Origin of the sequence: Chloracidobacterium sp., from assembly GCA_016716305.1 — a bacterium.
Taxonomy (GTDB): Bacteria; Acidobacteriota; Blastocatellia; order Pyrinomonadales; family Pyrinomonadaceae; genus OLB17.
In genome coordinates, this window is the sequence record JADJWP010000002.1 from 2477133 (window position 1) to 2500550 (window position 23418).

At 53.7% G+C, this 23418-nt stretch carries 23 protein-coding genes; 11 read left to right on the forward strand and 12 right to left on the reverse strand.

The annotated features are described in order from the left end of the window. The first annotated feature begins 56 nt into the window (after window positions 1-56). Genes mreC through IPM28_13315 form a run of 5 tightly spaced genes read left to right on the forward strand, consistent with a single transcriptional unit; the run spans window position 57 to window position 7161 of the window. On the forward strand, window positions 57-959 hold the full coding sequence (mreC, locus tag IPM28_13295; protein MBK9173957.1) for a rod shape-determining protein MreC: 903 nt from the start codon (window positions 57-59) through the stop codon (window positions 957-959). A gap of 52 nt (window positions 960-1011) precedes the next feature. After that, window positions 1012-1557 carry a rod shape-determining protein MreD gene (gene mreD, locus IPM28_13300; protein ID MBK9173958.1) on the forward strand — a complete coding sequence of 182 codons (546 nt, stop codon included), beginning with the start codon at window positions 1012-1014 and terminating at the stop codon, window positions 1555-1557. A 12-nt stretch (window positions 1558-1569) separates the two neighbouring features. Further along, complete coding sequence (gene mrdA, locus IPM28_13305; protein ID MBK9173959.1) at window positions 1570-3444, forward strand: penicillin-binding protein 2; 1875 nt, start codon at window positions 1570-1572, stop codon at window positions 3442-3444. Window positions 3445-3460: 16 nt separating this feature from the next. Continuing rightward, the gene (locus IPM28_13310) at window positions 3461-4579 is read left to right on the forward strand and encodes a rod shape-determining protein RodA (GenBank protein ID MBK9173960.1); all 1119 of its coding nucleotides are present in this window, start codon (window positions 3461-3463) and stop codon (window positions 4577-4579) included. Between the two features lie 29 nt (window positions 4580-4608). Beyond that, window positions 4609-7161 (forward strand): PBP1A family penicillin-binding protein, encoded by a 2553-nt coding sequence (locus tag IPM28_13315; protein ID MBK9173961.1) that lies wholly within the window; start codon window positions 4609-4611, stop codon window positions 7159-7161. 69 nt (window positions 7162-7230) lie between these two features. On the opposite strand, the gene IPM28_13320 is transcribed toward IPM28_13315, so the two are convergent. The 4 genes from IPM28_13320 to lipB all read right to left on the reverse strand — a co-directional run bounded on the left by IPM28_13320 (window position 7231) and on the right by lipB (window position 10118). Further along, on the reverse strand, window positions 7231-7968 hold the full coding sequence (locus IPM28_13320) for an esterase family protein (protein MBK9173962.1): 738 nt from the start codon (window positions 7966-7968) through the stop codon (window positions 7231-7233). Between the two features lie 77 nt (window positions 7969-8045). Beyond that, window positions 8046-8366 carry a quaternary ammonium compound efflux SMR transporter SugE gene (gene sugE, locus IPM28_13325; protein ID MBK9173963.1) on the reverse strand — a complete coding sequence of 107 codons (321 nt, stop codon included), beginning with the start codon at window positions 8364-8366 and terminating at the stop codon, window positions 8046-8048. Window positions 8367-8430: 64 nt separating this feature from the next. Further along, the gene (locus IPM28_13330) at window positions 8431-9396 is read right to left on the reverse strand and encodes a hypothetical protein (protein ID MBK9173964.1); all 966 of its coding nucleotides are present in this window, start codon (window positions 9394-9396) and stop codon (window positions 8431-8433) included. A gap of 23 nt (window positions 9397-9419) precedes the next feature. Continuing rightward, window positions 9420-10118 (reverse strand): lipoyl(octanoyl) transferase LipB, encoded by a 699-nt coding sequence (lipB, locus tag IPM28_13335; GenBank protein MBK9173965.1) that lies wholly within the window; start codon window positions 10116-10118, stop codon window positions 9420-9422. 49 nt (window positions 10119-10167) lie between these two features. Between lipB and IPM28_13340 the strand changes: the two genes are divergently transcribed. Continuing rightward, window positions 10168-10707: a hypothetical protein gene (locus IPM28_13340; protein ID MBK9173966.1), complete on the forward strand. Its 540-nt coding sequence runs from the start codon at window positions 10168-10170 to the stop codon at window positions 10705-10707. Between the two features lie 13 nt (window positions 10708-10720). Here IPM28_13340 and IPM28_13345 read toward each other — a convergent pair whose 3' ends face one another. Together IPM28_13345 and IPM28_13350 are read right to left on the reverse strand one after the other, a co-directional pair. Further along, window positions 10721-11380, reverse strand: a complete 660-nt coding sequence (locus IPM28_13345) for a redoxin domain-containing protein (protein MBK9173967.1) — start codon at window positions 11378-11380, stop codon at window positions 10721-10723. A 63-nt stretch (window positions 11381-11443) separates the two neighbouring features. Continuing rightward, window positions 11444-11950, reverse strand: coding sequence for a PepSY domain-containing protein (locus IPM28_13350; protein ID MBK9173968.1), 507 nt, complete (start codon window positions 11948-11950; stop codon window positions 11444-11446). Window positions 11951-12051: 101 nt separating this feature from the next. On the opposite strand from IPM28_13350, the gene IPM28_13355 reads away from it, so the two are divergent. Further along, window positions 12052-12480: a hypothetical protein gene (locus IPM28_13355; protein ID MBK9173969.1), complete on the forward strand. Its 429-nt coding sequence runs from the start codon at window positions 12052-12054 to the stop codon at window positions 12478-12480. A gap of 57 nt (window positions 12481-12537) precedes the next feature. On the opposite strand, the gene IPM28_13360 is transcribed toward IPM28_13355, so the two are convergent. Next, the gene (locus IPM28_13360; protein ID MBK9173970.1) at window positions 12538-13401 is read right to left on the reverse strand and encodes an MBL fold metallo-hydrolase; all 864 of its coding nucleotides are present in this window, start codon (window positions 13399-13401) and stop codon (window positions 12538-12540) included. A 5-nt stretch (window positions 13402-13406) separates the two neighbouring features. On the opposite strand from IPM28_13360, the gene IPM28_13365 reads away from it, so the two are divergent. Then, window positions 13407-14228 carry a hypothetical protein gene (locus IPM28_13365; protein ID MBK9173971.1) on the forward strand — a complete coding sequence of 274 codons (822 nt, stop codon included), beginning with the start codon at window positions 13407-13409 and terminating at the stop codon, window positions 14226-14228. Here the strand turns inward: IPM28_13365 and IPM28_13370 are convergent. Then, window positions 14225-15385 (reverse strand): NAD(P)/FAD-dependent oxidoreductase, encoded by a 1161-nt coding sequence (locus tag IPM28_13370; protein ID MBK9173972.1) that lies wholly within the window; start codon window positions 15383-15385, stop codon window positions 14225-14227. The genes IPM28_13365 and IPM28_13370 overlap by 4 nt on opposite strands. Next, entirely contained in the window at window positions 15386-15898 is a 513-nt protein-coding gene (locus IPM28_13375) for a DinB family protein (GenBank protein ID MBK9173973.1), read from the reverse strand. It lies immediately after the preceding gene. 53 nt (window positions 15899-15951) lie between these two features. On the opposite strand from IPM28_13375, the gene IPM28_13380 reads away from it, so the two are divergent. Both IPM28_13380 and IPM28_13385 read left to right on the forward strand, forming a co-directional pair. Continuing rightward, complete coding sequence (locus IPM28_13380) at window positions 15952-16350, forward strand: hypothetical protein (protein ID MBK9173974.1); 399 nt, start codon at window positions 15952-15954, stop codon at window positions 16348-16350. 53 nt (window positions 16351-16403) lie between these two features. Next, window positions 16404-17090, forward strand: coding sequence for a YceI family protein (locus IPM28_13385; GenBank protein MBK9173975.1), 687 nt, complete (start codon window positions 16404-16406; stop codon window positions 17088-17090). A gap of 87 nt (window positions 17091-17177) precedes the next feature. On the opposite strand, the gene IPM28_13390 is transcribed toward IPM28_13385, so the two are convergent. The 3 genes from IPM28_13390 to IPM28_13400 all read right to left on the reverse strand — a co-directional run bounded on the left by IPM28_13390 (window position 17178) and on the right by IPM28_13400 (window position 19473). Then, entirely contained in the window at window positions 17178-17801 is a 624-nt protein-coding gene (locus IPM28_13390; protein MBK9173976.1) for a M15 family metallopeptidase, read from the reverse strand. Window positions 17802-17875: 74 nt separating this feature from the next. After that, window positions 17876-18940: a hypothetical protein gene (locus IPM28_13395; GenBank protein MBK9173977.1), complete on the reverse strand. Its 1065-nt coding sequence runs from the start codon at window positions 18938-18940 to the stop codon at window positions 17876-17878. 131 nt (window positions 18941-19071) lie between these two features. Then, entirely contained in the window at window positions 19072-19473 is a 402-nt protein-coding gene (locus IPM28_13400; protein ID MBK9173978.1) for a hypothetical protein, read from the reverse strand. 743 nt (window positions 19474-20216) lie between these two features. Between IPM28_13400 and IPM28_13405 the strand changes: the two genes are divergently transcribed. Further along, window positions 20217-23360 (forward strand): TonB-dependent receptor, encoded by a 3144-nt coding sequence (locus IPM28_13405; GenBank protein MBK9173979.1) that lies wholly within the window; start codon window positions 20217-20219, stop codon window positions 23358-23360. Window positions 23361-23418: the final 58 nt, after the last annotated feature.

Consider the following 23418-nt stretch of genomic DNA (forward strand, 5'->3'; position numbering starts at 1 on the left):
CTGAATTCGAAATTGGGATCTGTCCTTTATCCTTTTGCTTTTATCCTTCGTTTGAAATGGTTGAGCGCAGTCAACAAGAAGTATGGAAACTGACGCCGTGGCTGGTGATAGTGCTTTTATTGGGCAATTTCATCCTCATGGCGTTTGACGCGCGTGAGATCGGCAGCGGCAGACGCGTGATAAGGGTTTGGGCTCAGACCGGTGCCGATTTCATTCAGTCGCCGGTGACGACGGTCAGCTCGGCGGTCTACAACTATTTCAATTCGATTTCGTCGCTCCGATCTGCACAGAGTGAGAACGACCAGCTGAAACAGCGGGTTCAGGAACTCGAGGTCGAGCTTAAGGGCAATCAGGACCTGGTCTCGGAAAACGAGCGTCTTCGATCACTTCTAGGGCTTTCCGAAGAAAGTAAATACAAAGTTCTTACCGCTCGCATCATTGGCCGCGATCCTTCCGTTTGGTTCGATTCTTCGATCATCAACCGCGGCAGCCTCGACGGGATAAAATTGAACATGCCTGTCGTCACCGATGGCGGTCTTGTCGGCCGGGTCACGGCGGTCGGGCCGCTTACCTCTCAGATCGATCTGATCACGCGGGACAAATCGGGGCTGGGCGCGGTGATCGGGCAGATCGGCGAATCGAACGCTCTCGGCGTAGTGAGCGGAACGAGCAAAAGAGACATTGTTGAAATGCGATACGTTTCAGGGAGCGTTGTCGTCGAACCGGGACAAACGGTCTACACGACCGGGCAGGATGGAATTTATCCCGCGGGCCTGAAAGTGGGCGAGATCGTCGAGGTCGTCTCAGGGTCGGCGACGACACCGCACCAGATCTTCATTCGGCCAAGCGCAAGGCTCGGTTCGATGCAGGAGGTCGGCGTATTGCTCTACGAGCCGCCGCCGCGACAGGATTTCGAAAAGACCCTGCCAAATGCTCGAAAGGAGAACACAAAACAATAAGCCGAGGCGGCGGATATGATGGGGCCACGACCGACGGCCTGCGACGTAACGGATGGATAACGTAAAAATAACAGTTGCACTGATCATCGCCGTCCTTTTGCAATGGACGCTGCGAAACGTTGCCGAGCCGTTCGCCTACGTCGATTTTCCGCTGATCATCGTTGTTTACGCCGCGCTGCAGAGAAATGCACTCAGGGCGATCTTTTTCGGAGCCTTCGCCGGACTCGCCGTTGACGCCCTCAGCGGCGGGCTTCTGGGAGCGAACGGATTCTCGAAAACCCTCGTTGCTTTCGTCGTTTCCGAGATCGCCAGGAGGGTATATTTGGACAACCTTTTGCTCCGGATACCCGTCATAGCCGGAGCTTGTTTATTGGACGATCTCGTATATTACGGCGTTCACCGGCTGCTTGGCCAGGATCCTTCCGGACAGGTTCTTGTGATCGTTTCGTACACTCTGATAGGTACAACGATCGCCGGAACGATGATCTATATCTTTCTTGATTACTTTCTTGCCGAGCGGGCGAAGACAAGAAAGCGTGAGATGTTTCCGACCAAGCGGCAGACCCGCCGGCGCAACCCGATAAGGCTCGGAAAATAGAGCACCTTTGTTATGAAGTTGAACGAAAATGCTCAGAATCTCGGAGCAAGGATCGGAACGATACAGATCGTAGCGTTTCTGCTTCTTACGATACTCGGTGTTCGGCTCTATTACCTGCAGGTCGTCAAGGGCGATTACTACAGCGAACGTGCCGAGAACCAGCGGATCCGGCTGATCCCGATACCGGCGCCTCGGGGGGCCATCTTCGACCGGAACGGCAAGATCCTTGTAGATTCGCGGCCCACCTTTAATGTCGTTCTCTCGAATGAACCTCTGAAGCAGATCGCCGTCGAAGAACGTGTTGATGAATATGCCGAAGGGCTGAACCTCGAACCTCAGTTCGTTATCGAGCGGCTCAATGCGATCAAAAAGCAAAACGATTTTGAGACCCTTGTGCTGAAAGACAATGCGTCGATGCAGGACATTGCCTGGGTCGAGGCTCATTCGTTGGAATACCCTGAGCTTCGGATCGAACTCCAGCCGCAAAGATTTTATCCGCATGGCACAAACATGGCTCACGTCCTTGGCTATGTGGGAGAAATAAGTCCGAAGCAGCTCGAATCCGAGACGTTCAAGCAAAAAGGCTTTCGGCCGGGCGATATCATCGGCAAGGGCGGACTTGAGGAATACTACGATGAGTTTCTGCGGGGCAGGCCCGGTTACCGCAAAGTGATCGTGGACAGCCGCGGCCGGATACAAAGCGAGATCGAGGTCGTGCCGCCGCAATCGGGCCAGGATCTTGTTTCAACGATCGATCTTGACCTCCAGATGGCCGCCGAACAGCAGCTTGCGGCCTCGGTGACCAAGCGCGGAACGATCATTGCGATGGATCCGAACAATGGCGAATTACTTGCCCTTGCCTCGTGGCCCTCGTTCGACCCCAACGTCTTCGTTCAGGGAAGCAAGACACGTGAAGGGCGCAAACAGATCGCCGCATATTGGCAGGAACCTCAGCGGCCGCTCTTTAACCGTGCGATCCAGGGCCGATATCCGCCCGGTTCGACATGGAAGATCCCGGAATCGCTCGGGGCGCTGCAGCAGGGTGTCATCACGGTTCAGAATTCGAACATGGCGTGCGGCGGCGGCATTCAGATCGGAAACAAATTCACACGCTGTATGGGCAGCCACGGCTCGCCGCCCTTAAGCTACGCGATCACCAAATCGTGCGATGGCTATTATTACCGGCTCGCGCTAAAGATGAAGGTCGAGGGCCTGATCGAAATGATCGAGATGTTCGGTTACGACCAGCGGAGCGGGATCGATCTTCCGAATGAAAAGGTCTCGCAGACGCCGAAGAGCTGGAAACCGATAATCGAAAAACGCGAAGGCAAATGGAGCGACATCCGCACGGTTTATGCCTCGATCGGTCAGGACACGGTGTGGGTTACACCGATCTCGATGCTCAGGGCAGTTGCAAGCATCGGCGCTCACGGGAAGATGTATGTGCCGCATTTCCTTAAGGAATTCAAACCGATAAGCGGCACGGATAATTTTGAAGCACGGCCGGGCTTCGGATTTCAGCGGCCCGAGCCGAAAGACATCCCGATGACCCCTGAGCAGGAAGAGGTCATGGTCAAAGGAATGTGGGCCGTCGTAAACGGCGGCGGAACGGCGGCAGGTATTGCGATACCCGGCTTTGATGTCGCGGGCAAGACCGGGACGGCGCAGGTCGCTGAACTCGGAAAGGACGTTGGCGACAAGAAAGACCACGCCTGGTTCGTCAGCTTTGCTCCGGCGTACAAGCCGGAGATCGCCGTCATCGCCCTGATCGAAAACGTCGGTTTTGGCGGAAGCCATGCCGCTCCGGCAGTGAAGGGAGTTTATGAGGCTTATCTGGCAAAACGCGGCGGCGGTCCGGTTCAGACTGACGAGATCGCAAAAAAGTAACGGCTGAGAATAGAAGATGGTAGCGATAATCGAAAGACGGGATCTGCGTGATTTTGACTGGTTGACGACCATTGTCGCTATTGCCATCGCCTGTTTTGGCGTCTGGCAGATCCATAATGCGGTCCCGAATGCGGATACATGGTCAAAGCAGCTGATCGGGCTGGCGATCGCGATGTTCGCATTCGTGATAGTCGCCTTTTCTGACTATCGACGGATCATCGATGCCGCTCCGGTCTTTTATGCTGTCGGTCTGCTGTTGCTGTTTTTGGTGATAACGCCGCTCGGCGTCGAGGTCAACGGGCAGAAAGCATGGCTGCGTTTACCCGTGATCGGGCAGTTTCAACCGTCAGAGTTTGCCAAGATCCCGACGGTGCTGATGCTCGCAAAATACTTCGGTGCCCGGAAATCGGGAACGCTTCAGCTAACGGAGGTCTTTGTCGGCCTGGCGATACTCGCCGGACCGGTCGGGTTGATAATGCTTGAGCCGGATGCAGGCCAGGCGATCACATATTTCCCGATCCTCGCCGCGGTGTTCTTTCTTTCTGCGATCAAGATCCGTTACGTTGTCATCGCTCTTGTGGCGGCCGCGATATTCGTGCCGACCGCATTCTACGTCGGGATCCAGACCGGCGTTATCAAGCGGTATCAGCAAGAACGCGTCATGGCGATCATCGATCCGGAAAGCGCCGATCCGCGTGGATACGGCTATCACACGGTCCAGTCAATGATCACGGTCGGTAAGGGCGGACTTTCCGGCATCAAGGGCGATAGCGAGACCTCTCAAAGCGTGCTGAAGTTCCTGCCCGAGCCGCAAACAGATTTTATTTTTGCAGTTACGGCGGAAAATACCGGCTTTGTCGGGTGTATCGCGCTCCTTTTTGCATACGCGATGCTGATCTCGCGCCTGATCAGCGGAGCTCGCGAAGCTAACGACCGTGCCGGGATGCTTGTTATAATGTCGATAGCGACGGCGCTTGCGTTTCAGATATTCCTGAATATCGGAATGACGCTTGGCTTCCTGCCAGTCATCGGTGTACCGCTGCCGTTAATGAGCGCCGGACTGTCGGCGCTGCTTTCGACATTCCTTGCGATCGGGTTCGTGGTCAGTATCCGAATGCGTAGATTTGTCAATTAAGTGGTGGCCGGAAGGTCATTGAGGTTTTTATGGCAAGAGAAAGAAAGATCGTTGAACGAGAGGTCGGATCGATAGAATCGCGGAGCGGACTCGGGACAAAAGCTCTTTGGTTTTTGATGGCGGTCCTTCTTGCGGTCTCGGCCGGTGCGATCACGGGCGTACTTGCGTCTTATTATCTGAATAATTCGCGCTACTCCGTCGAAGTGTCTGCGCTTGCAACATACAGGCCGCCGCAGGTGACCACGATATATGCCGACGACGGCGAGACCGTACTTGCCGAATTTGCGATCGAAAAGCGGATCCCTATCAAAGAGCAGGACATCCCGAAAAATGTCGAGAATGCACTTCTCGCGATCGAAGATTACCGGTATTACGATCATATCGGTATCGATCCCTATCGAATTGTCGGCGTTGTCTTCAAGAACTTTACGACCGGCAGAATGGAAGGTGCCTCGACCATAACTCAGCAACTGGCCAAGAACTTGTTCCTTTACAAGGACCAGACCTATTCGCGAAAGATCAACGAGTGGATGGTAGCTCTTCAGATCGAGCGTTTTTATACCAAGCGTCAGATCCTCGAGATGTACATGAATTATGTGTTTCTTGGTGCGGGCGCGTATGGATTTGAGGCCGGTTCGAAGACCTATTTCGGCAAATCCCTGAAAGAGCTGAATCTTGAAGAAGCCGCTCTGCTTGCAGCGATCCCGAAATCGCCGGAATATTCGCCAACGCGGAACATGGAAAAGGCCAAGGCTCGCCGCGATATCGTGCTCGATCAGATGGCAAAATACGGGTATGTTTCGAATGATGAGGCTGAGGCCGCGAAAGCCAAACCGATCAAACTTGCCGACACGGCATATTACCAGGCGCTTCCGAAATCGACGCCTTGGGATTATCCGGTCGAAGAGATCCGGAAGTACCTCGAAGACAAATATACGACGCGCGTTGCACAGGGCGGGCTGAAGGTTTACACGACCATCAACGTAGAAGCGCAAAAGATAGCGACCAAAACGATCAGAGAAAAACTTCGGGCCTATGACCGCGGACGCAAGTGGCGTTCGGATTACCAGAACGTGCTTGTTGATCCGGACGGACAGCCATTGACGGATGAAAAGGACATTACAAAGGTCCTTAACACCTATAAACACGCCGATTGGTACGGTGACGAATATGACGAGGGCGAATACATCAAGGGCCTTGTCGTTCGGGCCAATCCGGCAGCCGATGAAGTGGGTGTAAGATTTGGCCGGTACAAGGCCGTGGTTCGACCGAAGGACATGGGCCGGAGCGGGAAGCGTCCGAAGGACGAGCTTAAGCCCGGCTTTCTCGCCGAGTTCCTGATCAAGAAGGTAGACAATCAGAATCAGATACTCGAGGTCGAGTTGGCACAGGTCCCCGAGGTTCAGGCGGCGATCGTTTCGATCAACGCCAAGAACGGCGAGATCGTCGCGATGGTCGGCGGTTACGACTATCATACCAATCGCTTTAACAACGCGACGCAGGGATTGAGGCAGACCGGCTCGGCGTACAAGCCGTTCATCTATGCGGCGGCGGTCGAAGACGGCATGACCCCCGATATGCTCGTTAGCGGTGCCCCGATCAAGCGCGGTGGCTGGCAGCCTTCCAATTACGACGGTTCGCCGAGCCATCCGAATGTTCCGATGAAGGTCGCGTTGGCCAAATCGTACAACCTCGCCGCGGTCCACCTTCTGGAACAGGTCGGGATCCAGGCCGGCGGACAAATGGTGAGGCGGTTCGGGATCACGAACCCGATGGCCCCGAGTCTGCCGTCAGCGCTCGGTGCGTCCGAAGCCTCGCTGCTCGAAATGGTCGCTGCATATTCGGCATTTCCGAACAAAGGCATCCGCATGCAGCCGCATCTGATCAGAAAGGTCTACAGCCGTGACGGTTCGCTGCTGGAAGAATATGACGGATCGAGCTCGAAGGTGATGAGCGAATATGTCGCATTGACAATGGTCGATATGATGCGCGGCGTCACCTCAGGCGGCGGGACGGCTCCGGGTGCGAGTGCGGGCGGCCATCCGCTGGCAGGCAAGACGGGTACGGTCAACAAACACACTGACGTCTGGTTTGTCGGTTACACGCCGTCGTACGTGACCGGCGTTTGGATGGGAAATCCGCTTCGAAAGGAATCGCTCGGTGCCGGCATGACCGGCGGCGGAACGGCACTTCCGATCTTCAATTCGTTCATGATCCCGTTCATGAAAGATAAGCCCCGCGAGAGTTTTCCACGGACGCCGCCAATGCCGTCAGAGATCCGATCACTGATGGAACGCAACCGTCGCGAAGAACTTGAAAAGCTCGCGCGTGCCGATCTGCAGGCTGCAAAGTCAGGCGCGGTGACGACGGCGACCCAGCCTGAATCGGCCGATTCGACGACCGCTGCACCGGCAGGTACCGGGTCCGATACAGAAAAGAGCATCGATATCCAACGGTCCAATCCGGGCAACGACCCGCCGCCGCCAGTTCGCCCGGTCACCCAGCCGCCGCCCGCAAGAAACAACGACCCGCCGTCGGCTCCTGAGGGGACGAAGCGAAAAGGCAAGAAAGGCGAAGGTTAATTTTCGCAGTTCAGCGTTGAATGTGCTTTAGCAAAAAAGCCCGGAGTCATTCGCTCCGGGCTTTCACTTTTATCGTTCACAAAATCTGCCGAGATAATATGGCAGCATCTTACGCCACCACGGCCAATCGTGATTTACGTCGTGTCCCCATAGCTCGAGCAGGTGAGGGATCCCTTTCGAATGCAGAACGCCCGATAGGTCGCGGCTGCGGTCCGGCGCCTCGTATGAACCCTGGCCCGAAACGATGACGATCGAATCTGCATTGCGAAGCCGCGGAAGGTGATGATCGTCGTTGAGATTCTTGAGATACATCATCGGGTTATTGAAATAGACGTTGTCGTCGAAGTAGCTCTCAAGATAATTATAGATATTGTAGCTTCCGCTCATCGCGATGGTTCCGCGAAACGCATCGGAATGTTTGAAATAGGTATTTGCCGCGAGAAACGCTCCGAGACTGGCTCCGGTCGTGAGTGGGCGGGCGTCGTTGCCGCATTCGTTCCGGATAAGAGGCAGCACCTCGTCGGTGATATAGCGGTCATACCGCGCGAGCATCTCGACCTTCCATGCCGGATGCGATTCTTTGTTCAAAAGGCTGTACTTATTAACTGAATTGATCGAATACGCGCGGATCAGGCCGTTCTCGATGAACCACTTGATCGAATCCACCAGATAGAACCGTTCATACTCAAGATAATCCGCCGCTGCCGTCGGGAACATCAGCAGCGGGTAGCCTGCGTGTCCGTATGCCACAAGCGGCATGTCCATGTTCAGATTGTGGCTGTACCACGAGGTTATGTCGCGTCTCATAAAAAAACTCTGCTCCAAAAGAAAAGAGGTTCTCAATAATCGAAAACCTCAATTCTATAACGAAATTCTGAAATCGCTTAATTCGCTGAGGTCAGCTTGAGGCCCGCGATACCGGCAATTATCAGAAAAATACAGGCGATACGGACAATATCCCTGGGCTCATCAAATAAAAACATCCCCAAGATCGCAGCACCGACCGTGCCGATACCGGTCCAAACCGCATAAGCTGTTCCGATCGGCAGTGTTTTTACGGCAAGCGAAAGGAAGTAAAAACTCGCGATCATCAGCACACCGGTAATAAGGCTGGGCACGAGCCGTGTCCAGCCTTCGGTATATTTCAGCCCGATCGCCCATGCGATCTCAAGCAATCCGGCTATGGCGAGATAGGTCCAGTTCATGATCGTCCGGGATAATGTCGGTCTCTGTAAGTCCGAAATGGGCTCGTCCTGCGAATAATCACAGCTACTTTACGACCGTGATCTCTCTCGATGTCGAGTTATAGCCGCCGTTGTCGACTACGTTCCCGTCTTTATCGACGAGTTCGAGCTTGATCGTATGTTTTCCGGCGGTCCAGCCTGAAAGCCAGAGCGGTGCCCACTTTTCGATCATTTTCGGCTCACCGCCGTTGACCGAATAGCGTACGCGATATTCACCGCCGTCGCCGACGAGCTTGGCATTTGCCAACCAAAAATCGATCATTATCGGGTCAGCGTCCGCCGCCTTGTATTCGCCCTTAGGCCGGCTATAAGTCAAGAGCGGTTTTTTGACATCGATCGCACCGCCGGTCGATACGGGCATGTCCTTACCCTCGGGTGTTGGCTTCGGTGCAGCGTTCGTGTTCGCATTCGCATTCGAATTCGACATTTGCTGGCCGGAATTGGTCGTTGCCGGCAGATCGAGGTTTGCTTCGCCATTCTTGACCGTAAACTTCACGACGTCAAAGGCGCCTTCGTTCTTGTAGCTTTCGTGCCACGGCCGCGAGGCAAATACTCGGAGCGTGTGTTCGCCGTCGGGGACGTTTCGGAGCTCAAACTCCTGCTCGATGTTGTAATAGGCCTCGTAAGCCTGATTGTCGAGGATCACGTGGATGTGATTGCCCATTTTTGTCTCAGGATCCATCCCGGGTCTGTAGCCTTTCAGATCTCCGCCAACGGCAAGCTGAACCCGAACGGTGGAAGATTCGACCGTGGCGCCGTCAACCGGAGCAGTTATCGCAACCTCGGGTGCGGCCGAATCCTGCTCGCCCCGAGCCGCCATCATGTCCTTGATGCGCTGCGGCGTGTCCGCAGGTGACAGGTTTACGGGCCCGGCGGGTGCCGCGTTGGTATTAGCATTGCTCGAGTGGTTCGAATGTTCGGTTTGAGCACCGCCGCATGCGATCAGCATCATTGAGCATGTCACGGCAAAAAAGATCGAAATATACTTCATAATTCCCCCAAAATTCTACAACCCTAAACGACCGTTTCAGCGGCTGTAGCCATGCTTGTTGCTATCGAACTATCCGCGAGAACGTGTTCGATCCCGAAAACGGCCGAAAAATTCGCGATCAATCGGTCCTCGACCTGTCTCAGATCGAGATCGCGGCCAAGCAGACGGTCCATCGAGGTGACCGGTTCACCTTCGCAGGCAATGATCCAATCAAAATAACTAAGGTCGGTGTTCACGTTTAGTGCAAAACCGTGTGTCGTGACCCACCGTTTGATATGGATCCCGATCGCCGCGACCTTTCCATCGGACGTATGGACACCCGTCAGACCTTCGATGCGAAACGCTTCGATGTCGTGATCGGCCATGGTCCTGATGAGCACTTCCTCAATGTCGCGGACATATCTATGAACGTCCTCGCGGTCCGGTGAAAGGCTAATGATCGGATATCCGACGATCTGGCCAAGGCCGTGATATGTGACCTTGCCGCCGCGGTCTGTCTCAAAGACCTCGGCATCGAGGCTTCTCAGAACCTCTGCCGAGGCCAGGATACCGCTTTCTTTCGCCCGTCGACCGATCGTGTAAGTATGAGGATGCTCGAGCAATAAGAGGTAGTCTCGCTCTCGACGTCCAATAACCTCGTGTTCAAGCGATCTTTGCAGGGTCAGAGCCGAACCGTAGTCGATCCGGCCAAGACGTCGAACCTCTAGCTGCCTTTTGTGCATCTATACTATGATAAAATTTTACATTGGTTTTGAACAGGCAGGCTATCTAATGAAAATATTGAGAATTCTATCGGTTTTGGTCGTCTCGACCACTATATTCGCTTTCGGGGCCGACGCCCAGACCCGCAAGACGCCGGCAAAACGACCGCCGACTCCAAAAGTCGTAACGACGAATACGGTGCCGGCGGCGACGGTAGCCGACACCAAAAGCGGCGCTGAAAAGCTCTCGATCCAGATAAAAAATGTAACAAAGTTCATTTATGCTCTCGGGGGCATCGCGCGGGGAATTGAGGATCTTGACAAGGAGGCGAGGACCAAGAAGATCGTCCAGGCAGCCATCGATCAGAACGAGACGAACAAGCGCGAGGTGATCCAGGCAATCAGAAACCTACAGGCGGGCTTGGCTACGCTTGAGGTGGAATTTCGAACGAAAGAACCTCTCAAGAGATACCTGGTGCAGATACAGGGGATAACTGAATTGAGCAATCAGTCAGAAGACCTTGCCCGATCAGGACGATTCAGCGAATCGGGCAAGCCGCTGCTTCTTGTGGTCGAAAAGCTCTCTGATACGCTGGTTGCGATGCGGTAACAATGAAGCCGGCCTACGGCTTGTTCAAAGCTGACGCATTCGTTGCCGGGTCGCATACCTCGATCTCATTCTTGCCGATCTTTCCGATCGCGTTCGCACCGAGGCCGAGTTTTTCGCGAATGTACTTCTCTGCCTCGTCTTTTATCAGCTCACCGTTCACCAGATCGACATTCCTGGCGATGACATCACCCTGTGATTCGAGCTTTCCGGGTTCAAGAAAGATGTACCAGGGCGTTCCCCATTTCCGTGTGTCGCCGGCGACCGTACGCTGCTGGTAATGTTCGGTCGTCAGCCGGTCGGTGGTCGAGACGGAATCGAAGACGTTCGGAAAGGTCAGCTTGTAAAATGATGTGTGGTTCTTCATTTCGCTCACCTTGGCGTAATTGCTGACGCCTATCACCGCAAGCCCTTTATCGCCGTATCTTTCGTGAAGTCCCTGAACAAATGCGACGTCGTGACGCCAGTTTGGGCACCAGGGAGCCCAATAGACCACCATCACCAACTTCTTGCCTTGAGTGAACGCACGTAAGTCGGTCTGGCCGTCGCCGCTGAGATTTTTGTAACTCCAATTGCGGTAATTGATCGTCTTCGCAACGATCGGCGATTGCTCGTTCTGAGCCGATACGAAAACAAATGAAAGCAGAACGATCGAAAATGCTGTAATGACCTTCATAAGATTGATTATAGAAAAGCCTAACGGTTCTGATGTCGCAAAACAAGCATTGGTTCGACCCGATCACTCGGCCGCACCTCTTCTGCCAAACAATCGGCTTCCCCAATAAGCGATGTTCAGGTAGATGCCCGTGAGTGCGGATAAGGCCGCCAAGCCAGAAAACAAGATCAGCAGAGGAACCTGCCACGAGCCGGCGAAGAAATAGAAATGAGCTTCGCGAAAGAAACGCGTTCTCAGCGACGGTGGCTTCGAATACGTCGCGGCACCGGTCTGAGCGTCAATAAATATCGATTCGGCACCTAGCCCGCCGATCGCCTGATATTGCGGCCGGCCGTCTTTCATCAGCAACGTTAAGGCCGTGATCGGGAGCGTGCGGCCGGCAAGTTCGTTGGCATTTGCCACCGCGTCGGCCGGCGCGATCATTACACGGCCGGTGTCGATATTCTCGACCACGCCGCCTTCGACCGTATTCGGCAATGAATAGAGAAAACCGCTCAAGGCCCAGGCCAATAGCGGAACGGAAACAAATATGCCAAGGATCAGATGGAGTTGATAGATTCGTCGGTTCATAACGGTGAAACAAAGACTAACATATAGCGGCTCCCAACGGCCCTCAGCCCTTGTTCGGCAAAGAAATTCGAAACGTAATGTGGTAAACTACCAAAAATCATATGAGCGACAGACCGACAGTTTCCGATATTTTCCGCCGGGCCTTAGAGATACGCGCGGCGAAGCCAAACGGTTCTTACAAGGAAGTCTCTGCCCAGATCGTCAGCGAGTTCAGCGGAAAACCGATGCCGGAAACGGCATATTTGACAATCCCGGAATATGACAATATAGCTCCGGAAGAGGACTGGACCGCAGGCTTGCCGATCGTGCTTCGGGGCATTCAGAACGATGACTGGAACGACGTGGCTCACGGCATCATCATCAGCCTCGAGCAAGTTGAGAACTACCCGAAGCAATCTGGCCGCGAAGACGATCCGACGAAAGACTGGCGGCACCGAAGCTCGCGCATTTCAGAAGCCGAGGATAAGGTGACCGAAAAATGGATGCCCGAAGACCTGATGGCGATGGCTAAACGGAACGTGAACGGTTAACGAGCAGATCCGCTCAATTCGAATCAATTTCAAGAACTGAAAGCCTGACCCCGGTTTTCAGTTCTTACTATTGGTGTCGTCCCTTCTCAGTTCGATACGCAGGCCGTCGGTTGCTTCGATGATCTCGCAATGCGGGTCGAACCTCGCGATCGCCTCGGCAAAAACCACATTGTCCCATTCTGGATAGAAATGCGTCAGCAACGCGCGTTTTGGTGCGGCCTTGCGGATCAGAAAGATCGCCTCAGCAAGTTCGAGGTGCTTTTCGATCGGTTTGTCCTTAAAGAACGAACACTCGAGGATGAGAAGATCGACATGGCGGGCGAGCGCCGCCAGCGGTTCGGCAAATCCGGTGTCCGAAGTAAAAACGAGAGACACATTGTCATCGTCCTGTATGTGGATCGCATGGCTTTCCGTTGTGTGCGGCGTTTTTGCCGCGACGGCCCTTACGCCGGTGACCATCTCGAATGGCTGCAGCGTTTCGACCTCGATGACGTCGATCGGGAATGGCTGCTCGAGCAAGCGATAACCATTCGCTTCGTCAAACCTCCTCAGCAATGCCTGCAAGCCGATCGGGCCGAAGATGCGCAGCGGCTTCGCCCGCGATCGGGTCTCGGGTGCGTGTTTGGTGCCGAAAAGAAACGGGGCGAGGCCGCCGACGTGATCCAGATGAAAATGTGAGATCCAGATCGCATCCAGCGATGCCCAGTCACATCCCTCAGCCGCCATCCGATGCAGCGAAGAGGGCGAGCAATCGAGGAGTATCGAACCGCCCGAGGTCTCGAGCCAATATGCCGAGCTGCTTCGTTTGAAATGCGGGACCGAAGTTCCCGAACCGAGCACTTGCAACTGCATCACTGAATCATAGCAGACCGCCGGGGTCGCCGGTCTTTTGAACGTCTCAGGGACTGCTGTAGAATTCAACCTTTATGCATCCGAAAACGCCCGAAGAAGTAGAGTTGGTCAAGAAACGCCGAATTCTGGAGCGTCTCAAAGACCGGCTGGCTGACCGGGAAGAAGAGGTGATCGATCTTCGAGGGGAACTCGAGCGCTTTGAGGCCCGGTACACGATCGAGGTCGGGCGGCTTTACGCCGAACAGGACGAGATCGACGCACAGATCGCCGAAGAAGAACTAAAGCTTGTGCCCGACGACGAAGAGATAAAGAAAAAGGTCGAAGAACTGCGTCGGCTGGCCGAAGAATCAGCTGCAAGAGCGAAAGCCGCTGCTGAAAAAGAAGCGGAATTCTGGGAACCGACTCCGGAAGCAAAAAAGGCCTATCATAATATCGCACGTGTCATTCACCCCGACCTTGCTCTCGATAGCGATGAAAAGGAAAGGCGTCATGGCCTTATGACCGAACTCAACCGGGCATATTCGTCCGGCGACCAACAGATGCTCGACAAATTGATGAGCGAATACCGCGTCAGCCCCGAGATGGTCACGGGCACATCGGTCGGCGACGAGCTTGTCCGGTGCATCCGTCAGATCGCACAGGTCCACAATCGATTGAAGGAGCTGACAAAGGAAGGTAAAGAGCACGAGGCTTCAGAATTGTTCGATCTGTTCAGAAAATGCGAGGCCGAGTTTGACGAGGGACGCGACCTTTTGAAACACATGGCCGAACGGGCAAAGACACATATTAGCAAGAGCCAAAGGCGTCTTGAGAACCTGCGAAACGTCACCGCGGCTCAAGAAGAACATGTGAAGAAAACCTACGGAATGGACATCACCGACTTTCGCGATGGCTAGACCGCGTGCCCTGCGGCGTGACCGGACGACCAGGCCCATTGAAAATTGTATCCGCCGAGCCAGCCGGTCACATCAACCACCTCTCCGATAAAATAAAGGCCGGGAACCTTTTTTGCTTCCATGGTTTGCGACGAAAGTTCATCAGTCGATATCCCGCCGAGCGTAACCTCGGCCTTATTCCAGCCCTCGGTCTCGCGAAATTTGACCTTCCAATCGTGAAGCGCTCCCGTGACCAGATCGATGTCCTTTTTGCTTAACTGGTCGATCGGCTTATTCGGCAGACGTCCTTCGGCAAAATTTTCGACGAACCGATGCGGCAAGATCTCAGAAAGGTAATTCACCAGCATCTTCCGGCTTCGGGCGCGCGAGCCTAGAGCGGCAGCGAGTTCGACGTCCGGCGCCAGATCGATCGCAACCGGCGTGTCAGGCCGCCAATAATTCGACGCCTGCAAAATTGCCGGGCCCGACATTCCGCGGTGCGTAAATAAGATGTTCTCGCGAAAACTGTGGCCGTCCGCAGTAACGTTCGTGTCGATCGATACGCCAGCGAGACCATCGATCTTGATCCCGGAAGCGAAAACAAGCGGGACAAGCGATGGTCGCGTCGGGACGACCTTTAGGCCGAACTGCTTCGCGATCTTGTAACCGAGGTCGGTCGCACCGATCTTTGGGAATGAAAGGCCGCCTGTCGCCATGACAAGGCTGCTGGCCACAAACGTTCCCTTCGAGGTTTCGACGAGGAATCCGCTGCCTTTGGCAACGGACATCACCGAACAATTCGTCTCGATCCGGACCTTTGCGCGCCGACATTCGTCGAGCAGCATTTCCACGATCTGATGCGAGCGCTCACGGCAAAAGAGCTGCCCGAGTTTCTTTTCGTAAAATGCGATATGGTGCTTCTTCACCAGATCGATGAAATCCTGCGGGGTAAAGCGGGCAAGAGCCGACTTGGCGAAATGCGGGTTGTTTGAAAGAAAATTCTCAGGGCGGGTGTTGAGATTGGTGAAGTTACAGCGTCCGCCGCCCGATATGATTATCTTGCGTCCGGCCTCGGCGTTGTGCTCGATCACCAGGACACGGCGCCCTCGCTTTCCGGCCTCGATCGCGCAAAAAAGGCCGGCCGCCCCGCCGCCGATGATCATCGCGTCGAACTTCATCTAAGCCAGATATCGTTCACGAAGGATGTTGATGTGGTGGCGTGCATGGCCGGCCATGATAAACGCAAGGGCACGTACCGAAACTTCGGCGTCGCTGGCGGTGCCGCGAAACGTCCACTGATCGTCACTGAAGCGGTTCAGCATCAAGACATTTGCCTTACGGAGAAGTTCGAATTCCTCAAAGAGCTCTTCGAGCGGCCGATCATTGGCCCGCCCAAGCTCAACATAGGGTTCCTGTTCGAACCCGGAAAGCGGTGTTTTGTCGCCACGAGAGATACGGTGTAATCGGTACCCGAACACCCGTTCGCCGTCGATCATGTGTCCGATGACCTCTTTGATCGACCATTTGTCGTCGTCGTAAGCGTAGGCACCGTGGTCGTCATTAATGGAGGCAAGGGCCGATCGCATTGCGGCCGGCTGCTCGGCAAGCACCGCCGCAATATCGTCCTCGGTCACAAGCGAGACGTATCCTTCGTAAAATTCGGCGTATTCGTTTCTTTCAGGTCTGCTCATATTCGGCTATAGTAGCAAAACGCTAACGTGATTTCTCGGTACGACGGCGCTTTATGTATTCGTGGTCAATTAAGATATTGCTGCTCGTCATCTTGATCGCACCGAACGTGCTATCACAAGGCGGCAAAGCCGAACCGAAGCGGATCGCGATCGCGAAGGGCAGGTCAACAGCTACGGCCAGCGGAACACTTTCGAACGGCCAGGAAATGGACCATGTGTTTTGGGCGGCCGCCGGGCAAACTGTCCGCCTGAAGGTCACATCGAAGCCACGAGGCAGCCTTTTCGATTTTCGAATCATCGGCGACGGATTTGAATTCGTGACCGATCATGATCGCTATTCTGAATATGAATTTACGGCACGCGAATCGGGCGATTACCTTGTCTTTGTAAGAAAACGGCCGACCGTAAATGTGAAGCGCGCTTCGTTTAGCCTGACTCTGACGGTAAAATAGCTCGGAAAATGTTCTGATCAACAAAAATTTGTGAATTTCGGGGGAGTGAAGATATGAAACGATCAATATTCATCGCGATGGTGGTTCTTTTCGCCGTCTTTTTAATGTCGAACGGTTCGTCAAATGCGGTCGAGCAGCAGTTCGCTGAGAGGTTCGTAGTCAATGGTTCAACCAACGCAGAAGGCGAATCCGGCACCTACAATTTTGATAAGGCCCATTCGTTCATTGGCTTTAAGGTCAAACATATGGGACTTATCGAAGTTCCGGGCTTTTTCCGTGATTTTACCGGCACTGTAAAATATGATGCTGCGGATGTCTCAAGATCGTCAGTGGCGTTCACTGCAAAGATGACAAGCGTTGATACGGGTGTCACTGGCCGTGACAATCACCTCAGAACAGCGGATTTCTTTGAGGTCGAGAAGTTCCCGGAGATGACATTTTCAAGCACCAAGGTAGAAAAGCAAGGAGCTGACCTTATGGTCACCGGCGACTTTACTATGAAGGGCGTTACCAAAACGATGACCTTCCCATTCAAGATAACGGGATTTTTGCCCGGCAACGACCGCCAGGGACCGCGAATGGGTGTGACCGCCGACACCAAGATCAATCGACGTGATTTCGGAGTGAACTACGGCAACAATCTTCCGAGCGGCGTTCCGGCTATCGCCGACGAGGTCAAGGTCGTGCTTCAGATCGAGGCGATCAAACCGAAGGAAGCCGCAAAACCGGCAGCAGAATGATGCAGACGAATGCATGAACTGCCTTGATAATAAAAAGACGCCGAGGGCACGACCCCGCGGCGTCTTTCGTTCGTGTAATGACGAACCTCAGTACATTTTTTCGGCCTCATTGAACGTAAGATCATAGATCGCATAGCTTTCCCAATCCTTATAGTCGAAATGCCACCATTCGTTCGGATTTACGGTGAAGCCTTCAGCTTCCATCAGTTGTCTGAGCAGGTCGCGATGCTTACGTTCCTCGTCGGTTCCGCCCGTGTAGTCTGGTGAAGCTCGCTCGGTGAATTCATCAAAGTCCGAAGGCATCGGGACGAGTTTCCCGGAACTTAGGTCGAACATACTGAGGTCGACGGCACAGCCCCGATTGTGTTTCGACCCGCGAGCAGGATCAGCTACGAACTTACGTTTGTCCGCGGGCGTTACCTCCCAAAATAACTTTGTTATCGTCCATGGGCGGTAACCGTCAAAGACAACGATCCCCAAGCCCTGCTTTGCAAGGCGCCGATGGACGCGAACCAGGGCCGCGGCCGCGGGCTTTTGCAGAAATGCTCGTGCCTCAGGGTAAACGGCCTTGCCGACAAAGTTATTTGATGTTGCGTAGCGGATATCGAGCTTTATCGAATTATCCAATCGGATGAGTTCTACCAAATCAGCCTCGCGTTTATTTTCTTCTTTTGGCGGGCCGGATTGCGAAGCGGCCCGAAACGAAAGGATAAGGCATAACAACAATGCCGCAAAAACGACAGAGGACCTTATCCTTGATCTGTCCGAATGATATTTTTTCACCTTCAGCGGTCCTGCGGCTTCTCTTCCTGAACCGGCTCATCATCGCTTTCGACAATAATGACCTCGGTCCCGAACTTCTGATATTCGCGAAACCTGATGACGTTGCGCGATTCGAAGACCCTGCTCTGATCGCGGAATGTCAGCCGGACATCGGAAAGTGACGGAAGCAGGTATTTTTCAGTGCTGATCGCGGCCCAATCGTATTCGATGATCCGCCGAGCGGACCGGATCGGGAATGATTCGGGTATCTCGGTCGCTTCGCTTTCGATCCTTAGCACGCGGTGCAGGTCACGATCGATCCAGAGCCGTCCTTTCATTCCGGTGATCGTCGAGTCTTTGACCGTGCCCGAAGCGATTATCTGCTGCTTGGCCCTGTCCCGCTCGATGCTGAATTCGAAAATGATCGCTCTGCGATCTCTTATCGTATCCGTGTCGACGACATCAAAGCGAGTCTCGCTTTCGGGCTTGAAGATCGTAGCCAGTACGGTAACGAATTCACCGGTCGAACTTGTCCCGCCGACCTCTTCATAGGTCCGTTTCGGTTCAGGGTTGGTCTGGACCGCCCCGTTTACCGAAAGCACCTTGTATTCTTCCTGGCCTGAAGCCCGATAACTAACGGCTACGACCAAACGGTCGAGGTTTCTGAAATTATTCGTCCCCGCATATGCAGCGGAACGCTGAATAAGCTGCTTGACAACGAAATCGGGCATTTCCTCGACCGCAGCAAGGGTTTTTTCTTTGGTTTTGGCGAGCAGCTCTGACGCTTCTTTGTCCGAAGGCGGTTTGCCGATGCTTGGGTCGATCCGGCGTCGGTTGGCCTCTTCGAGGGCTTGTCGGAGTTCCTGGTCGTTTCGGCCTTTTGTTCGCGTAAGCGATCGAAGGCCGTCGGTCAGCGTAAAATCTATTCCGCGACGACGAAGCGCGTCTATCAAGTCAGATCTTTCGGCGATGTTCTTTTCAAGGCTGTAAAGCAATCGAACGTATTCGGCCTGCGATAATGGCTTAGACTGGCCGAAGCTCACGGCGCAAATGATAAGCAGGAACGTGATCGAAATGAAAGATCTCATTGTAGTCAATGATGCCGCAGAGGCCGATGCAGTTGGCTTTCCGCTATTGTCTTTAGGCAAAGGCGGCCGTAAAGAAAAAGAAAAAGCGGAGAACTATCCCCGCTAATTCAAAACTGACATCCAAAGAACGTTTAATTTACCCATTCTTCTTCGTAATTCAACTGCCAATGCCTGGTTACCCAACGCTCGGCGGCTTCCATTGCGGTGTTTTTCCACTTTTTCAGCCCATCGAGAACCGAAAGAGCCGCAAGCGGTTTGCTCGGGTCGCGTTCGACTCGAATAACTCGGGTCGCGACGTCGATCAGCGTCTTTTCTTCTTCAAGTATCCGAAGCCGAACCTCGCTGCCAACGGGCGGCAAGACCTCAAGGTTTACCAAAGTACTGGATTCGCCGATATTCTCGGTTATCCCGTCCACTGTGATCTTCTGACCGCTTTCTGCATCTACCCAGCTCGCTTTCACGGGCATATTTGCCAAGATCCTGTGGTGAAGCGGTGTTTTGTACGACGACGTCGCATATTCTATCTGTGCCATATATATAACCCCCTTTTTCTTATTTAGAAAGTACTTCCCTCTGTCCTATGATCAAAAATAACAGAACAAGACCCGACAAGTTACGCCATTTTTACAAAAAAGTCAAGTTTCAACTAGATGGATGAACGCCTTTTTCTAAAAGGAGTTCCGGCTCTCCGGCAATTATCCGGAAAATCGACCCTTTACATTTGCAAAAACGCTTGCGTATCTTTTCACAAATCGCTTTGATGCACAAGCGGGAAAAAGGTTTCCCGTAAATTCAGAAATTTCGATGATTTACGGCCGTCATACCCGGATTCGTAAGCAAAATCATGTCGGATTCTGAATTTTGAGGGTTTTATTCATGCGTTGATCAGGCTTGGCCGCATCAGCCGAGAAAACTGGGGTGATGTAACCCGCATTTAATCTTTAAGCCGTATTGTTTAAGTTTATCCGTGCGGATCGGGCGACGAGGTAACTTAGGAACTCGATTTGCCTTTTGAAAACACGATCTAAACCAGTTCCCGCGGCGGCCTTTACTTCAAACGTATGAGGGCTTTCGTGCGAACAGGGTTAAGGTATGTAAGTACAACAGTTTATACGATTTTTCCGGGGAATTAGGTGATTGTTTCGTTCGGAAACAGCTTCAGAGAGGGAACATCGGATATTCAAAAATCAATAGAAAAATCCAAAATATCCGAAAGACCTAACTATTTGAACGGCAATATTGCACAATATCAATAAAAAACGAGGTCAAAAAACAAATGACTAAAAACTTCAGCTTCAGAATTCTCGGCATGATAATGTTGGGACTAATTGTCGGGCTTGGGCAGGTATATGCTCAGTCGACCGTAACGGGAGCGATCAGCGGTCGCGTGACCGATCCGCAGGGAGCGATAGTCCCGAACGCGACGGTTACAGTTACGAATTTAGGCACTAATCAAGCAACGACCACGACAGCGACCGGTAACGGCGACTATCGCGTGATCAATCTGCAGCCTGGCCGCTACAAGGTGGAATCGACGGTTTCGGGCTTCGCTGCCTTCACCGCTGAGAACATCATCGTTGAGGTCGGACAGACCACGAACGTCAACATCGGTCTCGTCGTCGAAGGCCAATCGGCCGAGGTCCTGATCACAGCAGAAGCGCCGGTCATCAATACGACCGACAATTCAAACGCTTCGAACATAAACCAGACCGCGATCAATGAATTGCCGATCAACGGCAGCCGTTGGTCGAATTTCGCTCTTCTTACACCGGGTGCTGTTCCTGACGGAACATTTGGCCTGATCAGCTTTCGCGGCGTTTCTGGCTTGCTGAACAACAATACGGTTGACGGCGGCGACAACAACCAGGCGTTCTTTTCGGAAGAACGCGGCCGTACGCGTATCGGCTACGTCATCAGCCAATCGACTATCCGCGAGTTTCAGGTCAACACCTCGAACTATTCGGCAGAATATGGACGTTCGGCGGGCGGCGTGACCAACGCTGTGACAAAAAGCGGTACGAATGAATTTCACGGCGAAGCGTTTTACTACAACCGCAATAACCGAAACGGAGCCCGCAACCCGCGCGCTTTCAACTCGGTCCTTATAAACGGCGTTTCTACGCTCGTCCCTGCTAAACCGAAAGACCTTCGCGAACGCTTTGGCGGCGCGATCGGCGGGCCGATAGCGAAGGACAAGCTATTCTTCTTCTTCAGCTACGACCAGCAAAAGCGAAACTTCCCGGGTTTGGGCGTGTTCTCGAATCCGAATTTTCTCAACACTGCGAACCGCACCTTGCTTACAGGCCGCGGCTTGACGAACGCACAGATCGATTCGACCCTTGCGTTTCTTAATTCTCTGACAGGCGAGACCCCGCGATCGGGCGACCAGACATTGTTCTTCCCCAAGATCGACTGGATCATTAACGATAAGAATTCGTTCGCTATCAGTTACAACCGCCTCCGCTGGGAATCGCCCAACGGCATCCAGACGCAGGCCGTAAATACCCGAAGCCGGTCGAATTTTGGCGACGACTTCGTCGAAGTCGATTCGGTCAACGGCCGATTGTCTTCGTCGATCTCGTCAAGCATTTTGAACGAGTTCCGATTCCAGTGGGGACGCGACCTCGAATATCAATTCAGTACACCGCCGCTTCCGGGTGAACCGACGACCTCGAACACGCAGGTTGGCGGCGTTCGCTCGCCGAACGTTTTCATTACGAACGGACTTGAATTTGGTACCCCGACCTTCCTCGAGCGTCCGAAGTTTCCAGATGAGACCCGTTGGCAGTTTGCGAATACGACTACGGTCACCCGCGGACGCCACAACATCAAATTCGGTGCCGACATCAACCGTGTCGAAGACGATATCGCGAACCTTCGATTTGAGGCCGGTGCATATTCTTATAACAACATCAATGATTTCATCATTGACTACGTCAACTACGTGACACCGCTGCCCGGTGCCACTGTCTGTGCGACCGGAACCCGCACAGTAGGCCGCTGCTATACGAGCAACTACCAGCAGGGCATCGGCTCGCCCGGCCTGGTAATGAAGAGTTGGGATTACAACTTCTTCATGCAGGACGATTTTCGTGTGACCCCGCGATTGACGGTAAACCTCGGCCTTCGCTATGAGTACATCAGCCTGCCGGAAGCTGTTCTGCCTAACAGCAGCACGGTCGTGATCCCGAACGACGGACGTACTTTGGCCGAGGCAACTTCGTCGATCCCGAGCGATAATGACAACTTCGGGCCGCGTATCGGCCTGGCGTACGATATCTTCGGCGATGGCCGCACTTCGGTTCGTGCCGGTTACGGTATCTATTTTGGCCGGATCCAGAACTCGACGGCGTACAACGCCCTTGTAAACACGGGCAATCCAGGCGGCCAGTTCCAGGTTCAGGTCGCTGCAACCGCTGCGAATTCACCGATTTTCCCGCAGGTCTTGAGCCCGTCGCAGCTGACGGCAGCCGGCGGAGCGGTCGTTTTCTTTGCCGATAACTTCGAAGCTCCGAAAATTCACCAGTACGATGTGATCCTCGAACACCAGCTCGCAAGGAACACGGTCGTTTCGGTCTCGTACATCGGCAGCCTCGGTCGTAATCTGCCGACGTTCATCGACAAGAACTTTGTCCGGACCGGCCAGACGAACTATTCGTTTGTCGGCGGCCCGCTTGACGGACGGACCTTCACGCTTCCGCTTTACGGTCGTGTACCGGGAGCCGGAACACAGGCGATGACGAGCATCGAGAGCACCATCACGTCGCAGTATGACGCGTTCGTGTTCAAAGCAGAGCGTCGCTTCACGAATAGTCTTCAGTTCTCAGCCAGCTACACGCTGTCGCGTTCGATCGACAACAATCAGAACTCGGCAACGTTCACACAGACCAATAGCCCGTACGATATCTTCGACGGCAGCTATGACCAGGGATTCAGTAATTTCGACACTCGCCACCGCATCGTCGCGAGTGCCGTTTGGGCGCCGAACTTCTACAAGGGAAGCAGGTCCTCGATCGGTAATTACGTCCTGAACGGCTGGTCGCTTGCTCCGATCCTAAACTATTTCTCAGGACGTCCGTTCAGCGCGACGATCTCAGGAACAAGTTTGAACGGAACGAACGGCGGAAACTGGAATCCGATACTTGGTCGAAATTCGGAGAGGCTTCCGGCCCTGACGAACATCGATCTTCGGCTTTCAAAGCGTTTTCGCTTTACCGAAACGATGTCGATCGAGTTTTTGGCTGAGGCATTCAACCTCCTCAACAAAACTCACATCTTCTCGACGAACAGCACCCAGTACAACCGCTCAGGCACGACCGGTACGTTGAACTACAACGCGTCGTACGGCCAGGTCACGGGTACTGACAGCACATTGTTCCGTGAACGTCAGGTACAGTTTGCTGCACGTTTCCAATTCTAGTTTCACGCTTGTGAAGCATTAGGTCAGGCACGTCCCGTTTTGGGGCGTGCCTTTTTCT